A 17479-nucleotide genomic window follows, 5' to 3' on the forward strand; every position below is an offset into this window, starting at 1 on the left:
GAGGCTGCCCGGAGACCACCTCGTCACCAGGAGGAGCGATGGCAGCGCAGGGCACCCCCCAGCCGGGCCGGGAGGCGAACTGGCAGGCGCAGGCGGGGATCGGCACCTACGGGGCGGGCGGGGACCGGGCGCGGGGCTGGGCGGCCTACCTGGTCTTCGCGGCGGTGATGCTGTGCCTGATCGGCGTGTTCGCCGTGATGCAGGGTCTCACCGCGCTGCTCGACGACGACTTCTACGCGGTGACCCGGCGCGGGCTGGTGGTCAGCGCCGACTTCGAGGTGTGGGGCTGGGTGCACCTGGCGCTCGGGGTGGTCGCCGTCCTCACCGGCTGGGGGCTGACCCTCGGCAACGCGTTCGCCCGGCTGGCCGGCATCACCGTCGCCGTCCTCGTCATCCTGGTCAACCTGGCCTTCCTGCCCGCCTACCCGTGGTGGTCGGTCATGATGATCGCCTTCAACATCCTGGTCATCTACGCGATCACGGTGCACGGCGAGGAGGTCCGCACCGCGCGCTGACGGAGCCGGCGGGGCGGCCCTGTGCCAGCCTTCCGGCATGGACCCCGCCCCCCTCGGCGCGACCAGCGAGGTCGGCCGGTTGCGCACCGTCGTGCTGCACCGCCCCGGCGCCGAGCTGCGCCGGCTCACCCCGCGCAACAACGACCAGCTGCTCTTCGACGGCGTGCCCTGGGTGCGGCGGGCGCAGGAGGAGCACGACGCGTTCGCCGCGGCGCTCACCGCCCGCGGGGTCGAGGTGCTGCACCTGGACCGGCTGCTCGCCGAGGTCCTCTCCTTCCCCGCCGCCCGCGCGGAGCTCGTCACCGCGGCCGTCGACGACCCGCGGCTGGGCGCCACCCTGCAGCGGGTGACCCGCGAGCACCTGGCCGGCCTGGCCCCCGAGGACCTCGCCACCGTGCTGGTGGCGGGCCTCGCGCACGACGAGCTGCCGGGCGGCCGCGGGCTGGCCTACGAGGTCATGGACCGCGGCGAGTTCGTCGTCCCCCCGCTGCCCAACCTGCTGTTCACCCGCGACTCCTCGGTGTGGGTGGGCGACCAGGTCGCGGTCACCTCGCTGGCCATGCCGGCCCGGCACCGGGAGAGCACGATCACCGCCGCCGTGTACGCCCACCACCCGCGCTTCGCCGGCGCCGAGCAGCTCTACGACGCCTCGCTGGAGCACCTCGAGGGCGGTGACGTGCTGCTCCTGGCCCCGGGGGTGGTCGCGGTGGGGGTCGGCGAGCGGACCACACCCGGCGGGGCCGAGCGGCTGGCCCGGCGGGTGTTCGCCCGGGGGCTGGCGCGCACGGTGCTCGTCGTCCCCATCGCCCAGCAGCGGGCGACCATGCACCTGGACACCATCGCGACGATGGTCGACGTCGACGCCATGGTCATGTACCCGGCGGTCGCCGACTCGCTGGTCGCCTGGACGGTCACCGCCGGCGACGCGCCGGCCGACGACGGCGACGGCACCGACCTCGCCGTCCGCGGGCCCGAGCCGTTCCTGCGGGCGGCGGCCGCCGCGATGGGCATCGACCGGCTGCGGGTCATCGACACCGGCCTGGACCCGGTGACCGCCGAGCGCGAGCAGTGGGACGACGGCAACAACACCCTCGCGCTCGCACCGCGGCTGGCCGTGGCCTACGAGCGCAACACCGTCACCAACGCCGCGCTCGAGGCCGCCGGCATCGAGGTGGTGCGCATCGCCGGCTCCGAGCTCGGCAGCGGCCGCGGCGGGCCCCGGTGCATGTCCTGCCCCATCGCCCGCGACCCGGTGTGACCCTCACCCCGGCCGCCCCGGGGACCCACCGGACCGCCCCCTCCGGCCACCCTTCCGGCCCCCGCCGGCCGTGATCATGGGCATCCGGCACGCCGGCACGCCGTGTCGCGGCGCGTTGCCCGGCAAGAAGCCCATGATCACGGCGGCCGGCGGCCGGCGGGGCGGGCGGGGGGACGGGCGGGGCGGGCGTGGTGCTCCTACAGGCCCCCGGCGAGGCGGTGGTAGGCGGCGCTCCAGCGCAGCTCCTTGGCCAGCGACCGCCGGGTGGTGTCGGCGTCGATGAGCACCAGCTCGGTGGCGAACACCTCGGCCAGGTCGGTGAGCTCCTCGGCGTCCAGCTGGGTGGACAGCACCGTGTGGTGCGGCCCGCCGGCCGACAGCCAGCCCTCGGTCGCGGTCGCGAAGTCCGGCCGCGGCTGCCACACCGCCCGGGCCACGGGCAGGTTGGGCAGCGGCTCGTCGGGCTCGACGACGTCGATCTCGTTCGCCACCCAGCGGAACCGGTCGCCCAGGTCGCACCAGCCGACCACGACGCCGGCGCCCGGGGAGGCGGTGAACACCAGCCGGGCGGGGTCCTCGCGGCCGCCGATGCCCAACGGGTGCACCTCCAGCCGGGGCCGCTCGGCGGTGATCGTCGGGCAGACCTCGAGCATGTGCGCCCCGAGGATCTTCGGCGACCCGCCCTCGAGGTGGTAGGTGTAGTCCTCCATGAAGGAGGTGCCGCCCGGCAGCCCGTGCCCGGCCACCTTGAGCACGTGCAGCAGCGCCGAGGTCTTCCAGTCCCCCTCGCCGCCGAAGCCGTAGCCGTCGGCCATCAGCCGCTGGACGGCGAGGCCCGGGAGCTGGCGCAGGCCGCCGAGGTCCTCGAAGTTGGTGGTGAAGGCGCCGAAGCCGCCGTCCTCGAGGAAGGTCCGCAGCGCGGCCTCGACGCGCGCCTGGTAGCGCACGCTGCCGTGCCGCGCCCCGCCGGGCCGCAGGTCGGCGGCCATGTCGTAGAGGTCGCCGTACTCCTCGACGAGGGCGTCGACGGCCTCGTCCTCGACCGCCTCGACCACCTCGACGAGGTCGTTGACGCCCCAGGTGTTCACCGAGACGCCGAAGCGGATCTCGGCCTCCACCTTGTCCGACTCGGTCACCGCGACGTTGCGCATGTTGTCGCCGAACCGGGCCAGCCTGAGCGACCGGGCGGCGGCGGCGCCGGCGGCCGCCCGCACCCACGAGCCGACGCGGGCCTGCACGCGCGGGTTCGACACGTGGCCGGCGACCGTCGTCCGCGGCTGGCGCAGCCGGGTGAGGATGAACCCGTACTCCCGGTCGCCGTGCGCGGCCTGGTTGAGGTTCATGAAGTCCATGTCGATCGTCGCCCACGGCAGGGCGGCGTCGGCCTGGGTGTGCAGGTGCAGCAGCGGCTTGCGCAGGGCGTCGAGCCCGGCGATCCACATCTTCGCCGGGGAGAAGGTGTGCATCCAGGTGATGACGCCGAGGCAGGCCGGGTCCTCGTTGGCCTCCCCCATCGCGCGGCGGATCGCACCGGCGTCGGTGAGCACCGGCTTCCACACCACCCGGGCGGGCACCGCGGCGGACGCGTCCAGCGCGGCGGCGACCCGCTGGGACTGCTCGGCGACCTGCTGCAGGGTCTCCTCGCCGTAGAGCCCCTGGCTGCCGGTCAGGAACCAGACCTCTGCCCCGGCGTAGGGGTCCGTGCGCGTCACAACTGCCTTCCTCACTGTCCGTAGACGTTCTGGTAGCGGGCGTAGAGCGAGTCGACGTCGGCCTGCGCGATCGGCAGGGGGTCGCCGAGCTGGCGGGACAGGTGCACCGTCCGGGCGACGTCCTCGGTCATGACGGCGGCCTTCACCGCGGCCTTGGCCGACGGGCCGACGGTGAACACGCCGTGGTTGCGCATCAGCACCGCCGGCGACCGCGTGCCGGCGAGCGTCTCGACGATGCCGCGGCCGATCGAGTCGTCCCCGATGAGCGCGAACGGGCCGACCGGGATCGGGCCGCCGAACTCGTCGGCCATCGCGGTGAGCACGCACGGGATCTCCTCCGCGCGGGCCGCCCACGCGGTGGCGTAGGGGCTGTGCGTGTGCACCTGCCCGGTGACCTCGGGCAGGTGCCGGTAGACGTAGGCGTGCGCGTCGGTGTCGCTGGAGGGCTTCTTCACCCCGTCGACGGCGTTGCCGTCGAGGTCGCAGACGGTGACGCCCTCCCAGGTCAGCTCGTCGTACTCCACGCCGCTGCCCTTGATGACGAACAGGTCCTCGCCCGGGACCCGCTCGGACACGTTGCCCGAGGTCCAGGTGACCAGGTCGTAGCGGGTCAGGTAGGCGTGCAGCGCGGCGACGTGCTCCCGCTGCGCGCGGTGGGTGCCCCGCTCGGTGCGGGCGGGGGTGGAGGCGGGCACGGTGGCGCTCACGCGGGCTGCTCCTCGGTCGGGACGGGCGGCGTCGGGGCGGACGGCACGGGGTCGGCGTCGGCGGTCTGCGGTCCGGCCCGCCGGGAGCCGGTTGGCACGTGGTCCACGGCGGCCCGCTCGACCGGGAGCGCGGCGACGTAGCGGCGCACGAACGCGTCGAAGCCGGCGACGTCGCCCGGGTCGGGCTCGGCGGTCTGCAGGGCCGTGCCGGTGAAGACGACGGTGCCGAGGTAGTCGGCGAGGTCCTGCTCCGGGGCGCGCCGGGTGGCGAAGGCGGCGAGGACGGCCATGCCCCAGGCGCCGCCCTCGGCGGCGACGTCCCCGACCGAGACCGGCGTGTCGATCGCCGCGGCCAGGAAGCGCTGCGCCACGCCCCGGGTCTTGAACAGGCCGCCGTGGGCGAACATGCGGTCGAGCCGCACGCCCTCGGCCTGCAGCAGCACGTCCATGCCGATCCGGAGCGTGGCCAGCGCGGAGAACAGCTGGGTCCGCATGAAGGTGGCGAGGTCGAAACGGCTGTCCGGGGCCCGCAGGAACAGCGGCCGCCCCTGCTCGAGGTCGGTGATCGGCTCGCCGGAGAGGTAGTTGTAGGCGAGCAGCCCGCCGCAGTCGTCGGCACCGTCGAGCGCGGCGGCGAACAGGGTCTCGAAGACCGACGCCGGGTCGGCCGCGGCGCCGATCGCGCGGGCGAACTCGGCGAACAGCCCGACCCACGCCTCGAGCTCGCTGGCCCCGTTGTTGCAGTGCACCATGGCCACCGGGTCCCCGGCCGGCGTGGTGACCAGGTCGAGCTCGCGGTGCACCCGGCCCAGCTCCTGCTCGAGCACGACCATCGCGAAGATGCTGGTCCCGGCCGAGACGTTGCCGGTGCGCGGGGCGACCGAGTTGGTGGCCACCATGCCCGTCCCCGCGTCCCCCTCGGGCGGGCAGACCGGGGCGCCCGGCCGCAGCCGCCCGGTGGGGTCGAGCAGCGCCGCCCCCGCTTCGGTCAGCGTGCCGGCCGGCCGGCCGGCGAGCGCGATCGCCGGCAGCAGGTCGGCCAGGGTCAGCGCCACCCCGGCCTCGGCCGCGAGCCGGTCGAACCGGGCCAGCATCGGGGCGGCCCAGCCGCCGGTGCCGCTGTCGACCGGGAACACGCCGCTGGCGTCGCCGATGCCGAGGACGCGCTCGCCGGTCAGCTGCCAGTGCACCCAGCCGGCCAGGGTCGTCAGGTGGTGCAGCCGGCCGAGGTGCTCCTCGCCGTCCAGGATCGCCTGGTAGAGGTGGGCGACGCTCCAGCGGTGCGGGATGTTGTGGCCGAACTCCGCGGTGAGCCGCTCCGCCGCCCGGCCCGTGTTGGTGTTCCGCCAGGTGCGGAACGGGGTCAGCAGCTCGCCGTCGGCGTCGAGAGCCAGGTAGCCGTGCATCATCGCCGACACCCCGAGCGCGCCGACGCCCGCCAGCTCCACCCCGTGGCGCCGCCGCACGTCGTCGGCCAGGGCCGCGACGCTCCCCTGCAGGCCGGCCCGGACGGCGTCCAGGGAGTACGTCCACAGCCCGTCCACGAGCCGGTTCTCCCAGTCGTGGGTGCCGACGGCGAGGGACTCGTGGTCCGGGCCGATCAGCACGGCCTTGATCCGGGTCGACCCGAGCTCGATGCCCAGGGCCGTGCGCCCCGCGGTGATCACCTCACCCGGGTGCACGCCGGCGTGCGTCGTCATGTCAGGAGTGCCTTCCGTTCCCGGTGACAGGACTGGTTCCAGTTCCAGCGGGGCCGGGCCCCGGCGGGTCCCGGCGATCCGGTCGACCGCCGGGTGCGGCGCACGACCCGATGTTAGCGCTAACAGGAGCGGCGGCGTCAGGTCCCGTGCGGCGCAGGCCCGCTGCTCGCACGGACGAACAGCCTGGGCGGCACCGGGTCGGGGTGCAGCTCGCGCCCCTCGAGCCGGGCCAGCACCAGGGCGACGCCACGACGGCCGAGCTCGGCGAAGTCCTGGCGGACCGTGGTCAGCGGCGGGGTGAAGTACGGCGCCTCGGGCAGGTCGTCGAAGCCGACGACGCTGACGTCGCGCGGGGCCTCCAGGCCCTCCTCGTGGAAGGCCGCGAGCAGGCCCAGGGCCATCTGGTCGTTGGCCAGGAACACGGCGGTGACGTCGACGCCCCGGCGTACCCGCTCGGCCAGCCGCTTGCCCGCGGCGTGGCCGGAGGACGGCGTCCAGTCCCCCTGCAGCACCTCGGGCACCGCGGCCCCGGCCGCGGTGAGCTCCGCCCGCCAGCCGGCCACGCGGTCGCGGGCCTCCTGCGAGTCGGCCGGGCCGGTCACGTGGTGCACGGTCCGGTGGCCGAGGTCGAGCAGGTGGCGGGTGGCCAGGCGGGCGCCGGCCACCTGGTCCACGCCGACCGCGGGCTCCACCGCCGAGCCACCGCTCTGCACCGACACCAGCGGCACGGGTGCGGAGATCTCGTGCAGCGCCTCGGCGGCGTCGTCGTACGTGCCCAGGGCGACCACGGCGTCGACCGACTGCCCGACGAGCCGGTCGACGGCGTCGCGCATCGCGTCCGCGGTCGCCTCGTCGAGGACGGTGACCGACAGCGAGTACCCCGCGGCGCGGGCGGCCTTCTCCAGGCCGACCATCGTCTGCGCCGGGCCGTACTGGTTGATGTTCACCGCGACGAACCCGAAGGTGCGGGTCGAGCCGGTGACCAGGGCCCGGGCCGCGGTGTTGGGCCGGTAGCCCAGCTCGCGGATGGCCCGTTCCACCCGCTCGCGGGTGTGCGGGGCGACGTTCGGGTGGCCGTTGATGACCCGGGAGACGGTCTGGTGGGACACCCCGGCGCGCGCGGCGACGTCGGACATCGCCAGCCCGCGCGGGTGCACCGCCGTCCCCCCTCTCCGGGCCGCCGCGGGCCGCCCCCCGCCCGGAGCGGCCCCGCGGGTGCCCCGCGGGGCCGCGACGGACATCAGCGGGAGGCGCCGGCGCGGCGCTTGTTGTAGACGTCGAACGCGACGGCCAGCAGCAGGACCAGGCCCTTGACCACCGACTGGATCTGCTGCTCCACCCCCATGAGCTGCATGCCGTTGCTCATCACGGCCATGATCAGGCCGCCGACCATGGCTCCCACGACGGTACCGACACCACCGGTGACGGCGGCGCCACCGATGAAGGCCGCGGCGATCGCGTCGAGCTCGAACATGTTGCCCGCCGCGGGCTGGGCCCCGTTGGACCGCGAGGAGTAGATGATCCCGGCGATCGCGGACAGGAAGCCCATGTTCACGAAGATCCAGAAGTTGACCGCCTTGACCTTGACGCCCGAGAGCGTCGCGGCGGCCAGGTTGCCGCCGATGGCGTAGACCTGCCGGCCGAACACGGTCTTCTTCGTGATCAGCCCGTAGGCGAGGATCAGCACCGCCAGGATGATCAGCACGATCGGCAGGCCGCGGGCGTGCGCCAGCTGCCAGGCGAAGGCCATGACCACGGCCCCGACCACGACGATCTTGGTGACGAACAGCGGGAAGGACTCCACCGGCTGCTGGTAGCGGATCTTCGCGCTGCGGGCGCGCCACTGGCTCACCGCGTAGCCGGCCACGGCGATCGCCCCGATGAGCAGGGTGAAGGCGTCGTAGCCGTACCCGCCGAGCAGGCCGTTGAGGAAGCCGGCGGCGATCCGCGTGTACTCCCGCGGGAACGGCGACAGCGAGATGTTGTCCAGCACCTGCAGCGTCAGACCGCGGAACAGCAGCATGCCGGCGAGGGTCACGATGAACGCCGGGATGCCGACGTAGGCCACCCAGAAGCCGTGCCAGGCGCCGACGGCGAGGCCCACCGCGATCGCGGCGAGCACGCCGACCCACCACGGCAGCCCCTCGCGGATGACCAGCACCGCCGAGACCGCACCGGTCAGCGCCACCACCGACCCGACCGAGAGGTCGATGTGCCCGGCGATGATCACGATGACCATGCCGATCGCCAGCACCAGGATGTAGGAGTACTGCAGGATGATGTTGGTGATGTTCCCGGGCTGCAGCAGGGTGCCCCCGGTGAGCACGGCGAACAGCGCGACGATCGCCACGAAGGCGATGTAGATGCCGCTGGTCCGGAGGTTGCGGGACAGCAGGTCCCGCACGTTGCTGCTGCCGGTGTGCAGCGAGCGGGCCGGCGAGGCCGCGGGGGTGACGTCCTCGTTCTGGGGAGGAGCGGTCCTGGTCATCCGGCGAGCTCCTTCTCCTTGGTCATGAGCTCCATGAGGTTCTCCTGGGTGGCCTCGCGGACGGGCAGCTGACCGGTGATCCGGCCGGCCGAGAGGGTGTAGATGCGGTCGCACGTGCCGAGCAGCTCGGGCAGCTCGGAGGAGATGACGACCACGGCCTTACCGGCGGCGACCAGCCGGTTGATGATCGTGTAGATCTCGTACTTCGCCCCGACGTCGATGCCGCGGGTGGGCTCGTCGAGGACGAGCACGTCCGGGTCGGTGAACAGCCACTTCGACAGCACGACCTTCTGCTGGTTGCCGCCGGAGAGCTTGCCGACGACCGAGGTGACGCTCGGCGCCTTGATGTTCATGCCGCGCCGGCTCTCCTCGGCGACCTTGATCTCCTCGTTGCCGTTCACCCAGCCCCGGCGGGAGAGCTTGCCGAGCGCGGCGGCGGAGACGTTGCGCCGGATGTCCTCGATGAGGTTCAGGCCGTAGCGCTTGCGGTCCTCGGTGGCGTAGGCGATGCCGGCGTCGATGGCCTCGGCGACGGTCCGCGCGCGGACCTCCTTGCCGTGCATGAACAGCCGGCCGCTGATGTTCCGGCCGTAGGACCGGCCGAAGACGCTCATCGCCAGCTCGGTGCGCCCCGCGCCCATGAGCCCCGCGATGCCGACGACCTCGCCGGCGCGGACGTCGAAGCTCGCGCCGTCGACGACCTTGCGGTCCTGGGTCGGGTGCCAGACGGTCCAGTCCTCGACCCGCAGCACCTCCTCGCCGGGGTGGGACTCCCGGTCGGGGTAGTAGCTCTCCAGGTCCCGGCCGACCATCCCGCGGATGATGCGCTCCTGGGTGACCTCGCCGGCGTGCAGGCTGAGGGTCTCCACCGTCCGGCCGTCGCGGATGACGGTGACGCTGTCGGCGATCGCGGTGATCTCGTTGAGCTTGTGCGAGATCATGATGCAGGTGATGCCGCGCTCCTTGAGCGCGCGCAGCAGACCCAGCAGGTGCTCGGAGTCGGTGTCGTTGAGCGCCGCGGTCGGCTCGTCGAGGATCAGCAGCCGCACGTCCTTCGACAGGGCCTTGGCGATCTCGACCAGCTGCTGCTTGCCGACGCCGAGCTGGCCCACCGGCGTCTCGGGGTTCTCGTGCAGCCCCACCGACCGCAGCAGCTCGTCGGCCTCGGCGTGCGCCTTGTTCCAGTCGATCAGCCCCCCGCGGCCGCGCCGCTCGTTGCCGAGGAAGATGTTCTCGGCGACCGACAGGAAGGGCACCAGGGCGAGCTCCTGGTGGATGATCACGATGCCGACGTGCTCGCTGTCGCGGATGCCGCCGAAGCGGACCGGGGAGCCGTCGAAGACGATCTCGCCGTCGTAGCTGCCGGCGGGGTAGACCCCGGACAGCACCTTCATCAGCGTGGACTTGCCCGCGCCGTTCTCGCCGCAGATCGCGTGGATCTCACCGCGCTCCACGGCGAGGTTGACGTCCTCCAGCGCCTTGACGCCGGGGAAGGTCTTGGTGATGGAGCGCATCTCCAGGATGTGGTCGTCCATGGGACTCCGTCTTCCTCGTGCGCGCCGCGCGCGCCCGCGGGTGGGTGGACCGGATGTGCAGGACCCGGGCGGGTGGGCCGTGCGCCCCCCGCCCGGTGGTGCCGGTCGGGTCCGGCAGCCGGTGCTGCCGGACCCGACCGGGCTCGGTGGGGCGGGAGGTCAGTCCTGCGCCTGGCCGCTGGCGACCTCTTCCTGGGTCCAGTAGCCGGAGTCGACGAGCACCGACTGGATGTTGTCGGCGAACACCGTCTCGACCGGGAGCAGGTACGAGGGGACGACCTTCACCCCGTTGTCGTAGGTGGTGGTGTCGTTGGCCTCGGGCTCCTCGCCCTCGAGGAAGGCCTCGGCGGCGACGACGGCCTGCTCGGCCAGCAGGCGGGTGTCCTTGAAGATCGTGGAGTTCTGGGTGCCGTCCGCGATCAGCTTCACCGAGGCGATCTCGGCGTCCTGGCCGGTGATGACGGGCATCGGCCGCTCCGGCGTGCCGTAGCCGGCGTTCTGCAGGGCGGTGATGATGCCGCGCGAGAGGCCGTCATACGGCGAGAGGACGCCGTTGACCACGGAGCCGTCGTTGTAGGTGGAGGTCAGCAGGTCCTCCATCCGCCGCTGGGCGGTCTCCTGCTGCCAGCGGAGGATGGCGATCTGCTCGATCGCGGTCTGGCCGGACTTCACCGTCAGGACGCCCTCGTCGATGAGCGGCTGCAGGACCGACATGGCGCCCTCGTAGAAGAAGTGCGCGTTGTTGTCGTCCAGCGAGCCGGCGAACAGCTCGACGTTGAACGGCCCGGCGACGTCGGTGCGCTCGCCGTTGCGGTCGAGGACGCCGAGGCCGGCGAGCAGCGCGTTGGCCTGGGCCACGCCGACCTGGAAGTTGTCGAAGCTGACGTAGAAGTCGACGTTCTCGCTGTCGCGGATCAGCCGGTCGTAGGAGATGACGGGGATGTTGTTCGACGCGGCGTTCTCGAGCTGGCTCGACAGCGCGGTGCCGTCGATGGCCGCGATGATCAGCAGGTCGGCGCCCTCGGTGATCATCTGGTCGATCTGCTGCGACTGGGTGGGGATGTCGTCGTTGGCGTACTGGAGCTCGACCTGGTAGCCGGCCCCCTCCAACTGCTCCTGGACGGAGTTGCCGTCCGCGATCCACCGCTCCGAGGTCTGGGTCGGCATCGAGACGCCGACCAGCAGGTCCTCGGGGGCGGCGTCGCCGCCCGCCCCCCCGCTGCCACCGGCACCCTCGCCGCCGCAGGCCGCCAGGCCGAGCGCCAGGACGGCGCCGGCGGCGGTCACACCGAGCTTGCTTCGCACGTGGACTCCTTCTCGTGATCTCTGCGCGCTCGCACCGGGCGCAGGCCGCACCCGTGGCGGGCGCCACTAGTGTGAGCGCTAACAACTGGGCCGCGTCAAGACCTGTCACCGATCCGACCGTCACGGTCACGTAACGCTGCCGTCACCCGCCGGTCGCCCGTCCGAGGTGGTGGGCGGTGCCGGCGGGCGCCCGGAGGCTACTCTCCGGTAACTCTGGCGACGCGAGGCGGCGGGAGGGCCGACGGTGGCACGGACGCGCGGGGTCCGCGGAGCCGGCCGGCTCGGCGGCGGGCTGGTCGGCTGGCTGGTCGCCGTCGAGTTCACCAGCGGCGTGCTGCAGGGCTACTACGTCCCGCTGCTCACCGACATCGCCCGCCACCTGTCGATCACCGACGCCGACGTCAACTGGCTCGAGGCCGCGCAGCTCATGCTCTCGGCCATCGCGGTGCCGGTGCTGGCCAAGCTGGGGGACGTGCACGGCCACCGGCGCGTGCTGCTGGCCTCGGCGGTGGTCACCGCGGCGGCCACCGCCACGCTCGCGGTCGCGTCGTCCTTCCCGGTGTTCCTCGTCGCCTGGGCGGTGCAGGGGGTCTACACCGCGTGGCTGCCGCTGCAGGTGGCGCTCATCCACGCCCGGGCCCGCGGGCTGCCGGACACCGCCGCCCGCACCCGGCGGGCCACCGGCGCGATCGTCGCCGCGCTGCAGGCCGGGGCCATCGTCGGCGCGCTCGGCGCCGGGCAGCTCGGCACCGCGCTGGCCGGGCGGGTCCAGCTGGTGCTCGTCGTCCCGGCGGTGCTCGTGGTCGGGGTGTGCCTGGTCGTGGCGTTCCGGGTGCCGGAGGCCGGTGCCCGCGGCGACGGCCGGGTCGACAGCGGCGGTGCGGTGCTGCTGGCGCTGGTGCTGCTCGTGGTCACCGGGGGGCTGACCGCCGTCCGGCTGGCCGACGGTGCCGCGTGGCCGTGGCTGCTCACCGCGGCGGGCGTGCTGCTCGTCGTCCCGTTCGTCCGGTACGAGCTGCGCCGGCCCGACCCGCTGGTCGACCCGCGGTTGTTCCGGGACCCGGCGATGTGGCCGGTGCAGCTGACCGCCGGGTTGTTCGGCGTCAGCGTGCTCGGGGCGCAGGGCCCGCTGTCGACCTACGCCCGCACCGACCCGGCGGTCTACGGCTACGGCCTGGGGCTCTCGACCGGCTCGGTCTCGGTCGTGATCGGCGGCTACGTCGTCTCCCTGCTGGTCGGCGCGCTGCTGTTCGCCCGCGTCTCGGCCTGGACCAGCCCGCGCGGCACCCTGGTCGGGGCGGCGGTCCTCACCGGCACGGGGTACCTGCTGCTCGTGCCGTTCTCGACGACGCTGCCCCAGGTCCTGGCCTGCATGGTGGTCGCCGGCGCCGGGTCGGGGGCCCTGGTCGCCGCCCTCCCCGCGGCCGCGGCGACGGCCGCCCCGGCTGGCCGCACCGGCGTGGCCACCGGGCTGACCAACACCACCAAGGTGCTCGGCGGGACGTTCGCCTCGGCCACCTTCGCCGTCGCGCTGGCCACCGGCGCGCCGACGCTGGCCGACGGGACGGCGGGCACGGCCGGCTCGCTGGGCGGCTACGTGACCGTCTGGTCGGTCTGCGGCGGGACGGCGCTGCTGGCGGCGCTCGCCCTGCTGGTGGTGCCGCGGCGGGCGTTCGCCGATCCGGCCCCGGCGGTCGCGCCGTGAGGCCGGCGCTGCTGGCCGGGTGCGCGGTGGCGGCCGGGGCGGTCGCGGCCGCCGCCCGACGGGTCGCGCGGTTCCGGCCGGTGCCGGTCGACACCGACCCCGCCGACGCCGGCGGCCTGGACGCCGCCGGGATGGCCGAGCGGCTGGGCGAGCTGATCCGCATCCCGACGGTCTCCTCCCGCGACCCGGGCGCGGTCGACCGGGCGGCGTTCGCCCGGTTCCGCGAGCGGCTGGCCGAGCTCTACCCGCACGCCCACCGGGTGCTGGAGCTCCGGGTGCTGGGCGACGGCGCGCTGCTGCACCGCTGGCCCGGCCGGACCGACGGGGACCCGCTGGTGCTCATGGCCCACCACGACGTCGTCCCGGTCGACGGCCAGGCGTGGTCGGGCGACCCGTTCTCCGGGCGGGTCGCCGACGGGGTGGTGCACGGGCGCGGCGCGATCGACGACAAGGGCAGCCTGGTCGCGGTCCTCGAGGCCGTGGAGTCGCTGGCCGCCGAGGGCTTCGTCCCGGCCCGGGACGTGTGGATCTCCTCCGGGCACGACGAGGAGGTGGCCGGGGAGGGCGCCCGCCTGGCGGTGGCCGAGCTGCGGCGGCTCGGCGTCCGGCCGTGGCTGGTGCTCGACGAGGGCGGGGCGGTGGTGCGCGGGGTGTTCCCCGGGGTCGCCGGGCAGGTGGCCGTCGTCGGCCTGGCCGAGAAGGGGCGGGCCGGGATCGAGCTGTCGGTGACCGACCCCGGCGGGCACGCCTCGGCGCCGGTGCCCGGGGGCGCGACCGCACGCCTGGCCCGCGCGGTGCTGCGGGTGGACCGCGCCCCGTTCCCCGTCCGCGTGGACGACGTCGTCCTCGGCATGGTCGACGCGCTCGGCCGCGCCGCCACCCCCGGGTACCGGGCGCTGTTCGCCCACGCGGCCCTGCTGCGGCCGCTGCTCGGGTCGGTGCTGGCGCGGGCCGGCCGGGAGGCCAACGCGCTGGTGCGCACGACCGCGGCGGTCACCCAGCTGGAGGGCAGCCGGGCGCGCAACGTGCTGGCCACCCGGGCCCGCGCGCACCTGGACGTGCGCATCGCCCTCGGGGAGACGGTGGCCTCGACGGTCGAGCGGCTGCGGCGGGTCGTGGACGACCCGGCGGTGGAGGTGCGGGTGGTCGACGGGGAGGACCCGTCACCGGTCTCGCGCACGGACAACGCGGCCTTCGCCGCGCTCACCTCCGCGGTGCGGGCGGTGTACCCGGAGGCCGCCGTGGCCCCGTACGTGATGGTGCAGGCCAGCGACGCCCGGCACTTCTGCGCGATCAGCGACAGCGTCTACCGGTTCATGCCCTTCGACCTCACCCGGGAGGAGCTGGCCGCGCTGCACGCGGCCGACGAGCGGATCCGGGTGGACGCCCTGCACCGCGGGGCGGTGTTCCACCGGCACCTGATCCGGCGGCTGTAGCCCCGGCCCGCCGCGATCCCGCCCGCCGCCCGCCGCCCGCCGTGATCCCGCCCGCCCGCCGCCCGCCGCCCGCCGTCCGCCGCCCGCCGTGATCATGGGGATGTGGCCGGCCGCCGCGGCGTGTCGGCGCGTGTCCCGGGCAAGAAGCCCATGATCACGGCGAGAAGGGGCGAGAAGGGGCGACAAAGGGGCGGGGGGAGGCGAGGGGCGGCGAGGCGGCTCAGCGCAGGGTGATCTGGCGGGACAGCAGGCCGGCCCGGGCCCGCCGCTCGTCGGCGGTCAGCGGGTCGGTCACCTCCAGCGCCCGCTCGAGGCGCTCCTGGAACCGCGTCGCCGGCTCGGTCCACGCGGCCGCCGGGGTGTCGGCGGGCAGGTCCCACACCGGCACGAGCAGGCCGTGCGCCCGGAAGGCCCCCGCGTACCGGGTGCCCTCCCCCAGGAGGACCTCCCCCGACGCGCGCAGCCGGGCCAGCGCGTCGAGCAGCCGCTCCTCCGGCTCGGGCCGCACCCAGCGCAGGTGCGCCCGCTCGTTGCCCGGCCGCACCCAGTAGGCCGCCCCCAGGCCGGGCAGCAGCTCGGTCGGCAGCACGGCCTGGTTGGCCTGCTCCAGGCCGGCCCGGGCGGCCGCCGAGGGCTCGGTGCCCTCCAGCCAGAAGGCGAAGTCGGGGTGCACGGTCACCTCGAACGGCGCCCCGAGGTCGACCAGCTCCTGCAGGCGCGGGCCGGCCGAGCCGGCGCCGCCGATCGGGCCCGGGTCGACGGGGGCGCCCTCCGGGGCCTCGAGCGCGGCGGCCAGCGCCGTCCCGAGGTCGCGGCTCACGTCGTCGGAGGAGGCCTGCAGCTGGACGCCGAGCAGGATCTCGCCGTTGGCCCGGACCAGCGCCGGCGCGCCACCGGGGAGCACGCTGGCGAGGGTGACCTCGCGGCCGTCGGCGGTGCGCAGCGGCACGGTCGCCGCGGGGACCAGCTCCCGCAGCGCCACCCAGTGCGGCTCCCCCGGCAGGCCCTCGAACGGCCGGGTCACCGGCGGGGCGTACCCGGAGCCGTGGCAGTGCTTGTACCGGCGGCCGGAGCCGCAGGGGCAGGGCGCCTTCGGGTTGACGCCGCCGTCGTCGGCGGCGGGGGCAGCGGGGCGCTTGCGGGTCGCGGAGCGGGCCATGGGGACGAGGGTAGGTGGGTGCCCCGCGGGGTCCCGTCGTAGCCTCCGGGGACGTGGCCGCCCCCGCCGTCCCGCTGGACCTCTCCGACCCAGCCGTCGTCGCCGACCCCTACCCGGCGTTCGCCCGGGCGCGGGAGCAGGCGCCGGTGCAGTGGCACGAGGGGCTCGGCCTGTGGCTGGCGTTCACCCACGCCGAGAGCAACGCGGTGCTGCGGGACCGCCGGCTCGGGCGCATCTGGCGGGACCGGGTCCCCGCCGAGCGGTTCGGGCAGTTCAACCTGATCCACCGCAACGCGCTGCTGGAGATGGAGCCACCGGACCACACCCGGCTGCGCCGCCTGGTCAGCGCGGCCTTCGCCCGGGGGCACGTCGAGCGGCTCCGGCCGTGGGTCGAGGACCTCGCCCGCGAGCTGGTCGACGGCCTGGTCGAGCGCTCGGCCGGCAGCGAGCCGGTCGACGTCCTCTCCGGCATGGCCGAGCAGCTGCCGGTGGCGGTGATCGCCGAGCTGCTCGGCGTCCCGGAGGCCGACCGGCCGCTGCTGCGGCCGTGGTCCAACGCCATCGTGAAGATGTACGAGTACGGCCGGACGACGGCCGTCGAGGACGCCGCCGAGCGCGCCGCGGCGGAGTTCGTCGCCTACCTGCGGGAGCTCGCCGCCGAGCGCCGGGCGGCCCCCGGCGACGACCTGGTCAGCTCCCTGGTGGCCGTGCGCGACGCCGAGGGCGACCGGCTGACCGAGGACGAGCTGGTCACCACCTGCATCCTGCTGCTCAACGCCGGCCACGAGGCGACGGTGAACGTGAGCGGCAACGGGCTGCTGGCCCTGCTGGAGCACCCCGACCAGCTGGCGCGGCTGCGCGCCGACCCGGCGCTGCTGCCCACGGCGGTCGAGGAGCTCCTGCGCTTCGACTCCCCGCTGCAGCTGTTCGAGCGCACCGCCACCGCCGACGTCGAGCTCGCCGGGGTGACCGTGCGCGAGGGGCAGAAGGTCGCGGCCCTGCTCGGCGCGGCCAACCGCGACCCCGCGGTCTTCGCCGACCCGGGCGCCCTGGACGTCGGCCGCGCGGACAACCCGCACATCTCCTTCGGCGCGGGCGTGCACTTCTGCATCGGGGCGCCGCTGGCCCGGGTCGAGCTGCAGACCTCGTTCGGGGCGCTGCTGGCGCGCACCACGCGGCTGGAGCCGGCCGCACCCCCGCGCCGGCGCCCGGAGTTCGTCATCCGCGGCCTGGCCGAGCTGCCCGTCGTCCTGGCGCGGTAGTGGCCGACCCCGCCGCGGTGCTCGCCCGGCTGCGCGCGCTGGCCGACCCGGCGCGGCGGGCGGGGATGGCCCGGTACGGCATCGGCGGCGCCGACGTGCTCGGCGTGACGGTCGCCGAGCTGCGCGGGCTGGCGCGGGAGCTGGGCCGCTCGCACGACCTGGCCGCCGCCCTGTGGGACTCCGGCGTCCACGAGGCCCGGATCCTCGCGGGCATGGTCGAGGACCCGGCCGCGGTCGACGGCCGGCAGCTCGACGCGTGGGCCGCCGCGTTCGACTCGTGGGACCTGTGCGACCAGGTCTGCCAGAACCTGGTGCGGCGCACCCCGCACGCCTGGGCGAAGGCGCTGGAGTGGAGCGCGCGGCCCGAGCCGTTCGTCAAGCGGGCCGGGTTCGCCGTCATGGCCGGGCTCGCGGTGGCCGACCGGGGGTCGGACGACGACCGCTTCGAGCCGTTCCTGCGCGCGGTCGCCGAGCGGGCCGACGACGACCGGCCGCTCGTGCGGAAGGGCGCCAGCTGGGCGCTGCGGCAGGTGGGCAAGCGCAGCCCCGGCCTGCGCGCCCGCGCCGTCGCGACGGCGCAGGGGCTGCGGTCCGGCGGGCGGGGGGCGCGCTGGGTGGGCGCGGACGCCCTGCGCGAGCTGGAACGGCCGCCCCGCCGGCCGGTCGCGGGGGGCCGGGGTGCTCACCGGTAGATCGT

General features: G+C 75.0%; 14 protein-coding genes. 6 read left to right on the forward strand and 8 right to left on the reverse strand.

Annotated features, from left to right (window positions below; all coding sequences use genetic code 11):
• Positions 1 to 38 precede the first annotated feature (38 nt).
• Together D0Z06_RS11550 and D0Z06_RS11555 are read left to right on the forward strand one after the other, a co-directional pair.
• Positions 39 to 515 carry a DUF7144 family membrane protein gene (locus D0Z06_RS11550; protein ID WP_199522257.1) on the forward strand — a complete coding sequence of 159 codons (477 nt, stop codon included), beginning with the start codon at positions 39 to 41 and terminating at the stop codon, positions 513 to 515.
• Between the two features lie 37 nt (positions 516 to 552).
• Entirely contained in the window at positions 553 to 1773 is a 1221-nt protein-coding gene (locus D0Z06_RS11555) for an arginine deiminase (RefSeq protein WP_117377527.1), read from the forward strand.
• A 197-nt stretch (positions 1774 to 1970) separates the two neighbouring features.
• Here D0Z06_RS11555 and araA read toward each other — a convergent pair whose 3' ends face one another.
• From araA to chvE, 7 genes are all read right to left on the reverse strand, one after another.
• A complete protein-coding gene (araA, locus tag D0Z06_RS11560) occupies positions 1971 to 3485 on the reverse strand; it encodes an L-arabinose isomerase (protein WP_117377528.1) in 1515 nt (504 codons plus the stop codon).
• Positions 3486 to 3496: 11 nt separating this feature from the next.
• Complete coding sequence (locus tag D0Z06_RS11565; RefSeq protein WP_233517611.1) at positions 3497 to 4192, reverse strand: L-ribulose-5-phosphate 4-epimerase; 696 nt, start codon at positions 4190 to 4192, stop codon at positions 3497 to 3499.
• The gene (locus D0Z06_RS11570) at positions 4189 to 5892 is read right to left on the reverse strand and encodes a xylulokinase (RefSeq protein ID WP_117377529.1); all 1704 of its coding nucleotides are present in this window, start codon (positions 5890 to 5892) and stop codon (positions 4189 to 4191) included. The genes D0Z06_RS11565 and D0Z06_RS11570 overlap by 4 nt, the downstream gene beginning before the upstream one ends.
• Before the next feature lie 137 nt (positions 5893 to 6029).
• Positions 6030 to 7049 (reverse strand): LacI family DNA-binding transcriptional regulator, encoded by a 1020-nt coding sequence (locus D0Z06_RS11575; protein ID WP_233517612.1) that lies wholly within the window; start codon positions 7047 to 7049, stop codon positions 6030 to 6032.
• Between the two features lie 83 nt (positions 7050 to 7132).
• The gene (gene mmsB / locus D0Z06_RS11580) at positions 7133 to 8380 is read right to left on the reverse strand and encodes a multiple monosaccharide ABC transporter permease (protein ID WP_117377530.1); all 1248 of its coding nucleotides are present in this window, start codon (positions 8378 to 8380) and stop codon (positions 7133 to 7135) included.
• The gene (mmsA, locus tag D0Z06_RS11585) at positions 8377 to 9915 is read right to left on the reverse strand and encodes a multiple monosaccharide ABC transporter ATP-binding protein (protein WP_117377531.1); all 1539 of its coding nucleotides are present in this window, start codon (positions 9913 to 9915) and stop codon (positions 8377 to 8379) included. Before mmsA ends, mmsB begins: the two co-directional genes overlap by 4 nt.
• A 159-nt stretch (positions 9916 to 10074) precedes the next feature.
• Positions 10075 to 11220, reverse strand: a complete 1146-nt coding sequence (gene chvE / locus D0Z06_RS11590; protein ID WP_117377532.1) for a multiple monosaccharide ABC transporter substrate-binding protein — start codon at positions 11218 to 11220, stop codon at positions 10075 to 10077.
• A 244-nt stretch (positions 11221 to 11464) separates the two neighbouring features.
• Here chvE and D0Z06_RS11595 point away from each other — a divergent pair, with 244 nt between their 5' ends.
• Positions 11465 to 12925: an MFS transporter gene (locus D0Z06_RS11595; RefSeq protein ID WP_117377533.1), complete on the forward strand. Its 1461-nt coding sequence runs from the start codon at positions 11465 to 11467 to the stop codon at positions 12923 to 12925.
• The gene (locus D0Z06_RS11600; protein WP_199522258.1) at positions 12922 to 14361 is read left to right on the forward strand and encodes a M20/M25/M40 family metallo-hydrolase; all 1440 of its coding nucleotides are present in this window, start codon (positions 12922 to 12924) and stop codon (positions 14359 to 14361) included. The genes D0Z06_RS11595 and D0Z06_RS11600 overlap by 4 nt, the downstream gene beginning before the upstream one ends.
• A gap of 220 nt (positions 14362 to 14581) precedes the next feature.
• Here the strand turns inward: D0Z06_RS11600 and D0Z06_RS11605 are convergent, their stop codons facing one another.
• Positions 14582 to 15520, reverse strand: a complete 939-nt coding sequence (locus D0Z06_RS11605; RefSeq protein WP_117377534.1) for a DUF5926 family protein — start codon at positions 15518 to 15520, stop codon at positions 14582 to 14584.
• A gap of 53 nt (positions 15521 to 15573) precedes the next feature.
• Between D0Z06_RS11605 and D0Z06_RS11610 the strand changes: the two genes are divergently transcribed.
• Both D0Z06_RS11610 and D0Z06_RS11615 read left to right on the forward strand, forming a co-directional pair.
• Positions 15574 to 16782, forward strand: a complete 1209-nt coding sequence (locus D0Z06_RS11610) for a cytochrome P450 (RefSeq protein WP_117377535.1) — start codon at positions 15574 to 15576, stop codon at positions 16780 to 16782.
• Positions 16782 to 17474 (forward strand): DNA alkylation repair protein, encoded by a 693-nt coding sequence (locus D0Z06_RS11615; RefSeq protein ID WP_199522259.1) that lies wholly within the window; start codon positions 16782 to 16784, stop codon positions 17472 to 17474. The genes D0Z06_RS11610 and D0Z06_RS11615 overlap by 1 nt, the downstream gene beginning before the upstream one ends.
• Positions 17475 to 17479: the final 5 nt, after the last annotated feature.

It is taken from the genome of Geodermatophilus marinus, from assembly GCF_003428645.1.
Lineage (GTDB): Bacteria > Actinomycetota > Actinomycetes > Mycobacteriales > Geodermatophilaceae > Geodermatophilus.

Bases quoted from the DNA above. Each gene is read 5' to 3' on its own strand.
- D0Z06_RS11605 (WP_117377534.1), bottom strand. From the start codon at position 15,520: ATGGCCCGCTCCGCGACCCGCAAGCGCCCCGCTGCCCCCGCCGCCGAC.
- D0Z06_RS11550 (WP_199522257.1), top strand. From the start codon at position 39: ATGGCAGCGCAGGGCACCCCCCAGCCGGGCCGGGAGGCGAACTGGCAG.
- D0Z06_RS11570 (WP_117377529.1), bottom strand. From the start codon at position 5,892: ATGACGACGCACGCCGGCGTGCACCCGGGTGAGGTGATCACCGCGGGG.
- mmsA (WP_117377531.1), bottom strand. From the start codon at position 9,915: ATGGACGACCACATCCTGGAGATGCGCTCCATCACCAAGACCTTCCCC.
- D0Z06_RS11555 (WP_117377527.1), top strand. From the start codon at position 553: ATGGACCCCGCCCCCCTCGGCGCGACCAGCGAGGTCGGCCGGTTGCGC.
- mmsB (WP_117377530.1), bottom strand. From the start codon at position 8,380: ATGACCAGGACCGCTCCTCCCCAGAACGAGGACGTCACCCCCGCGGCC.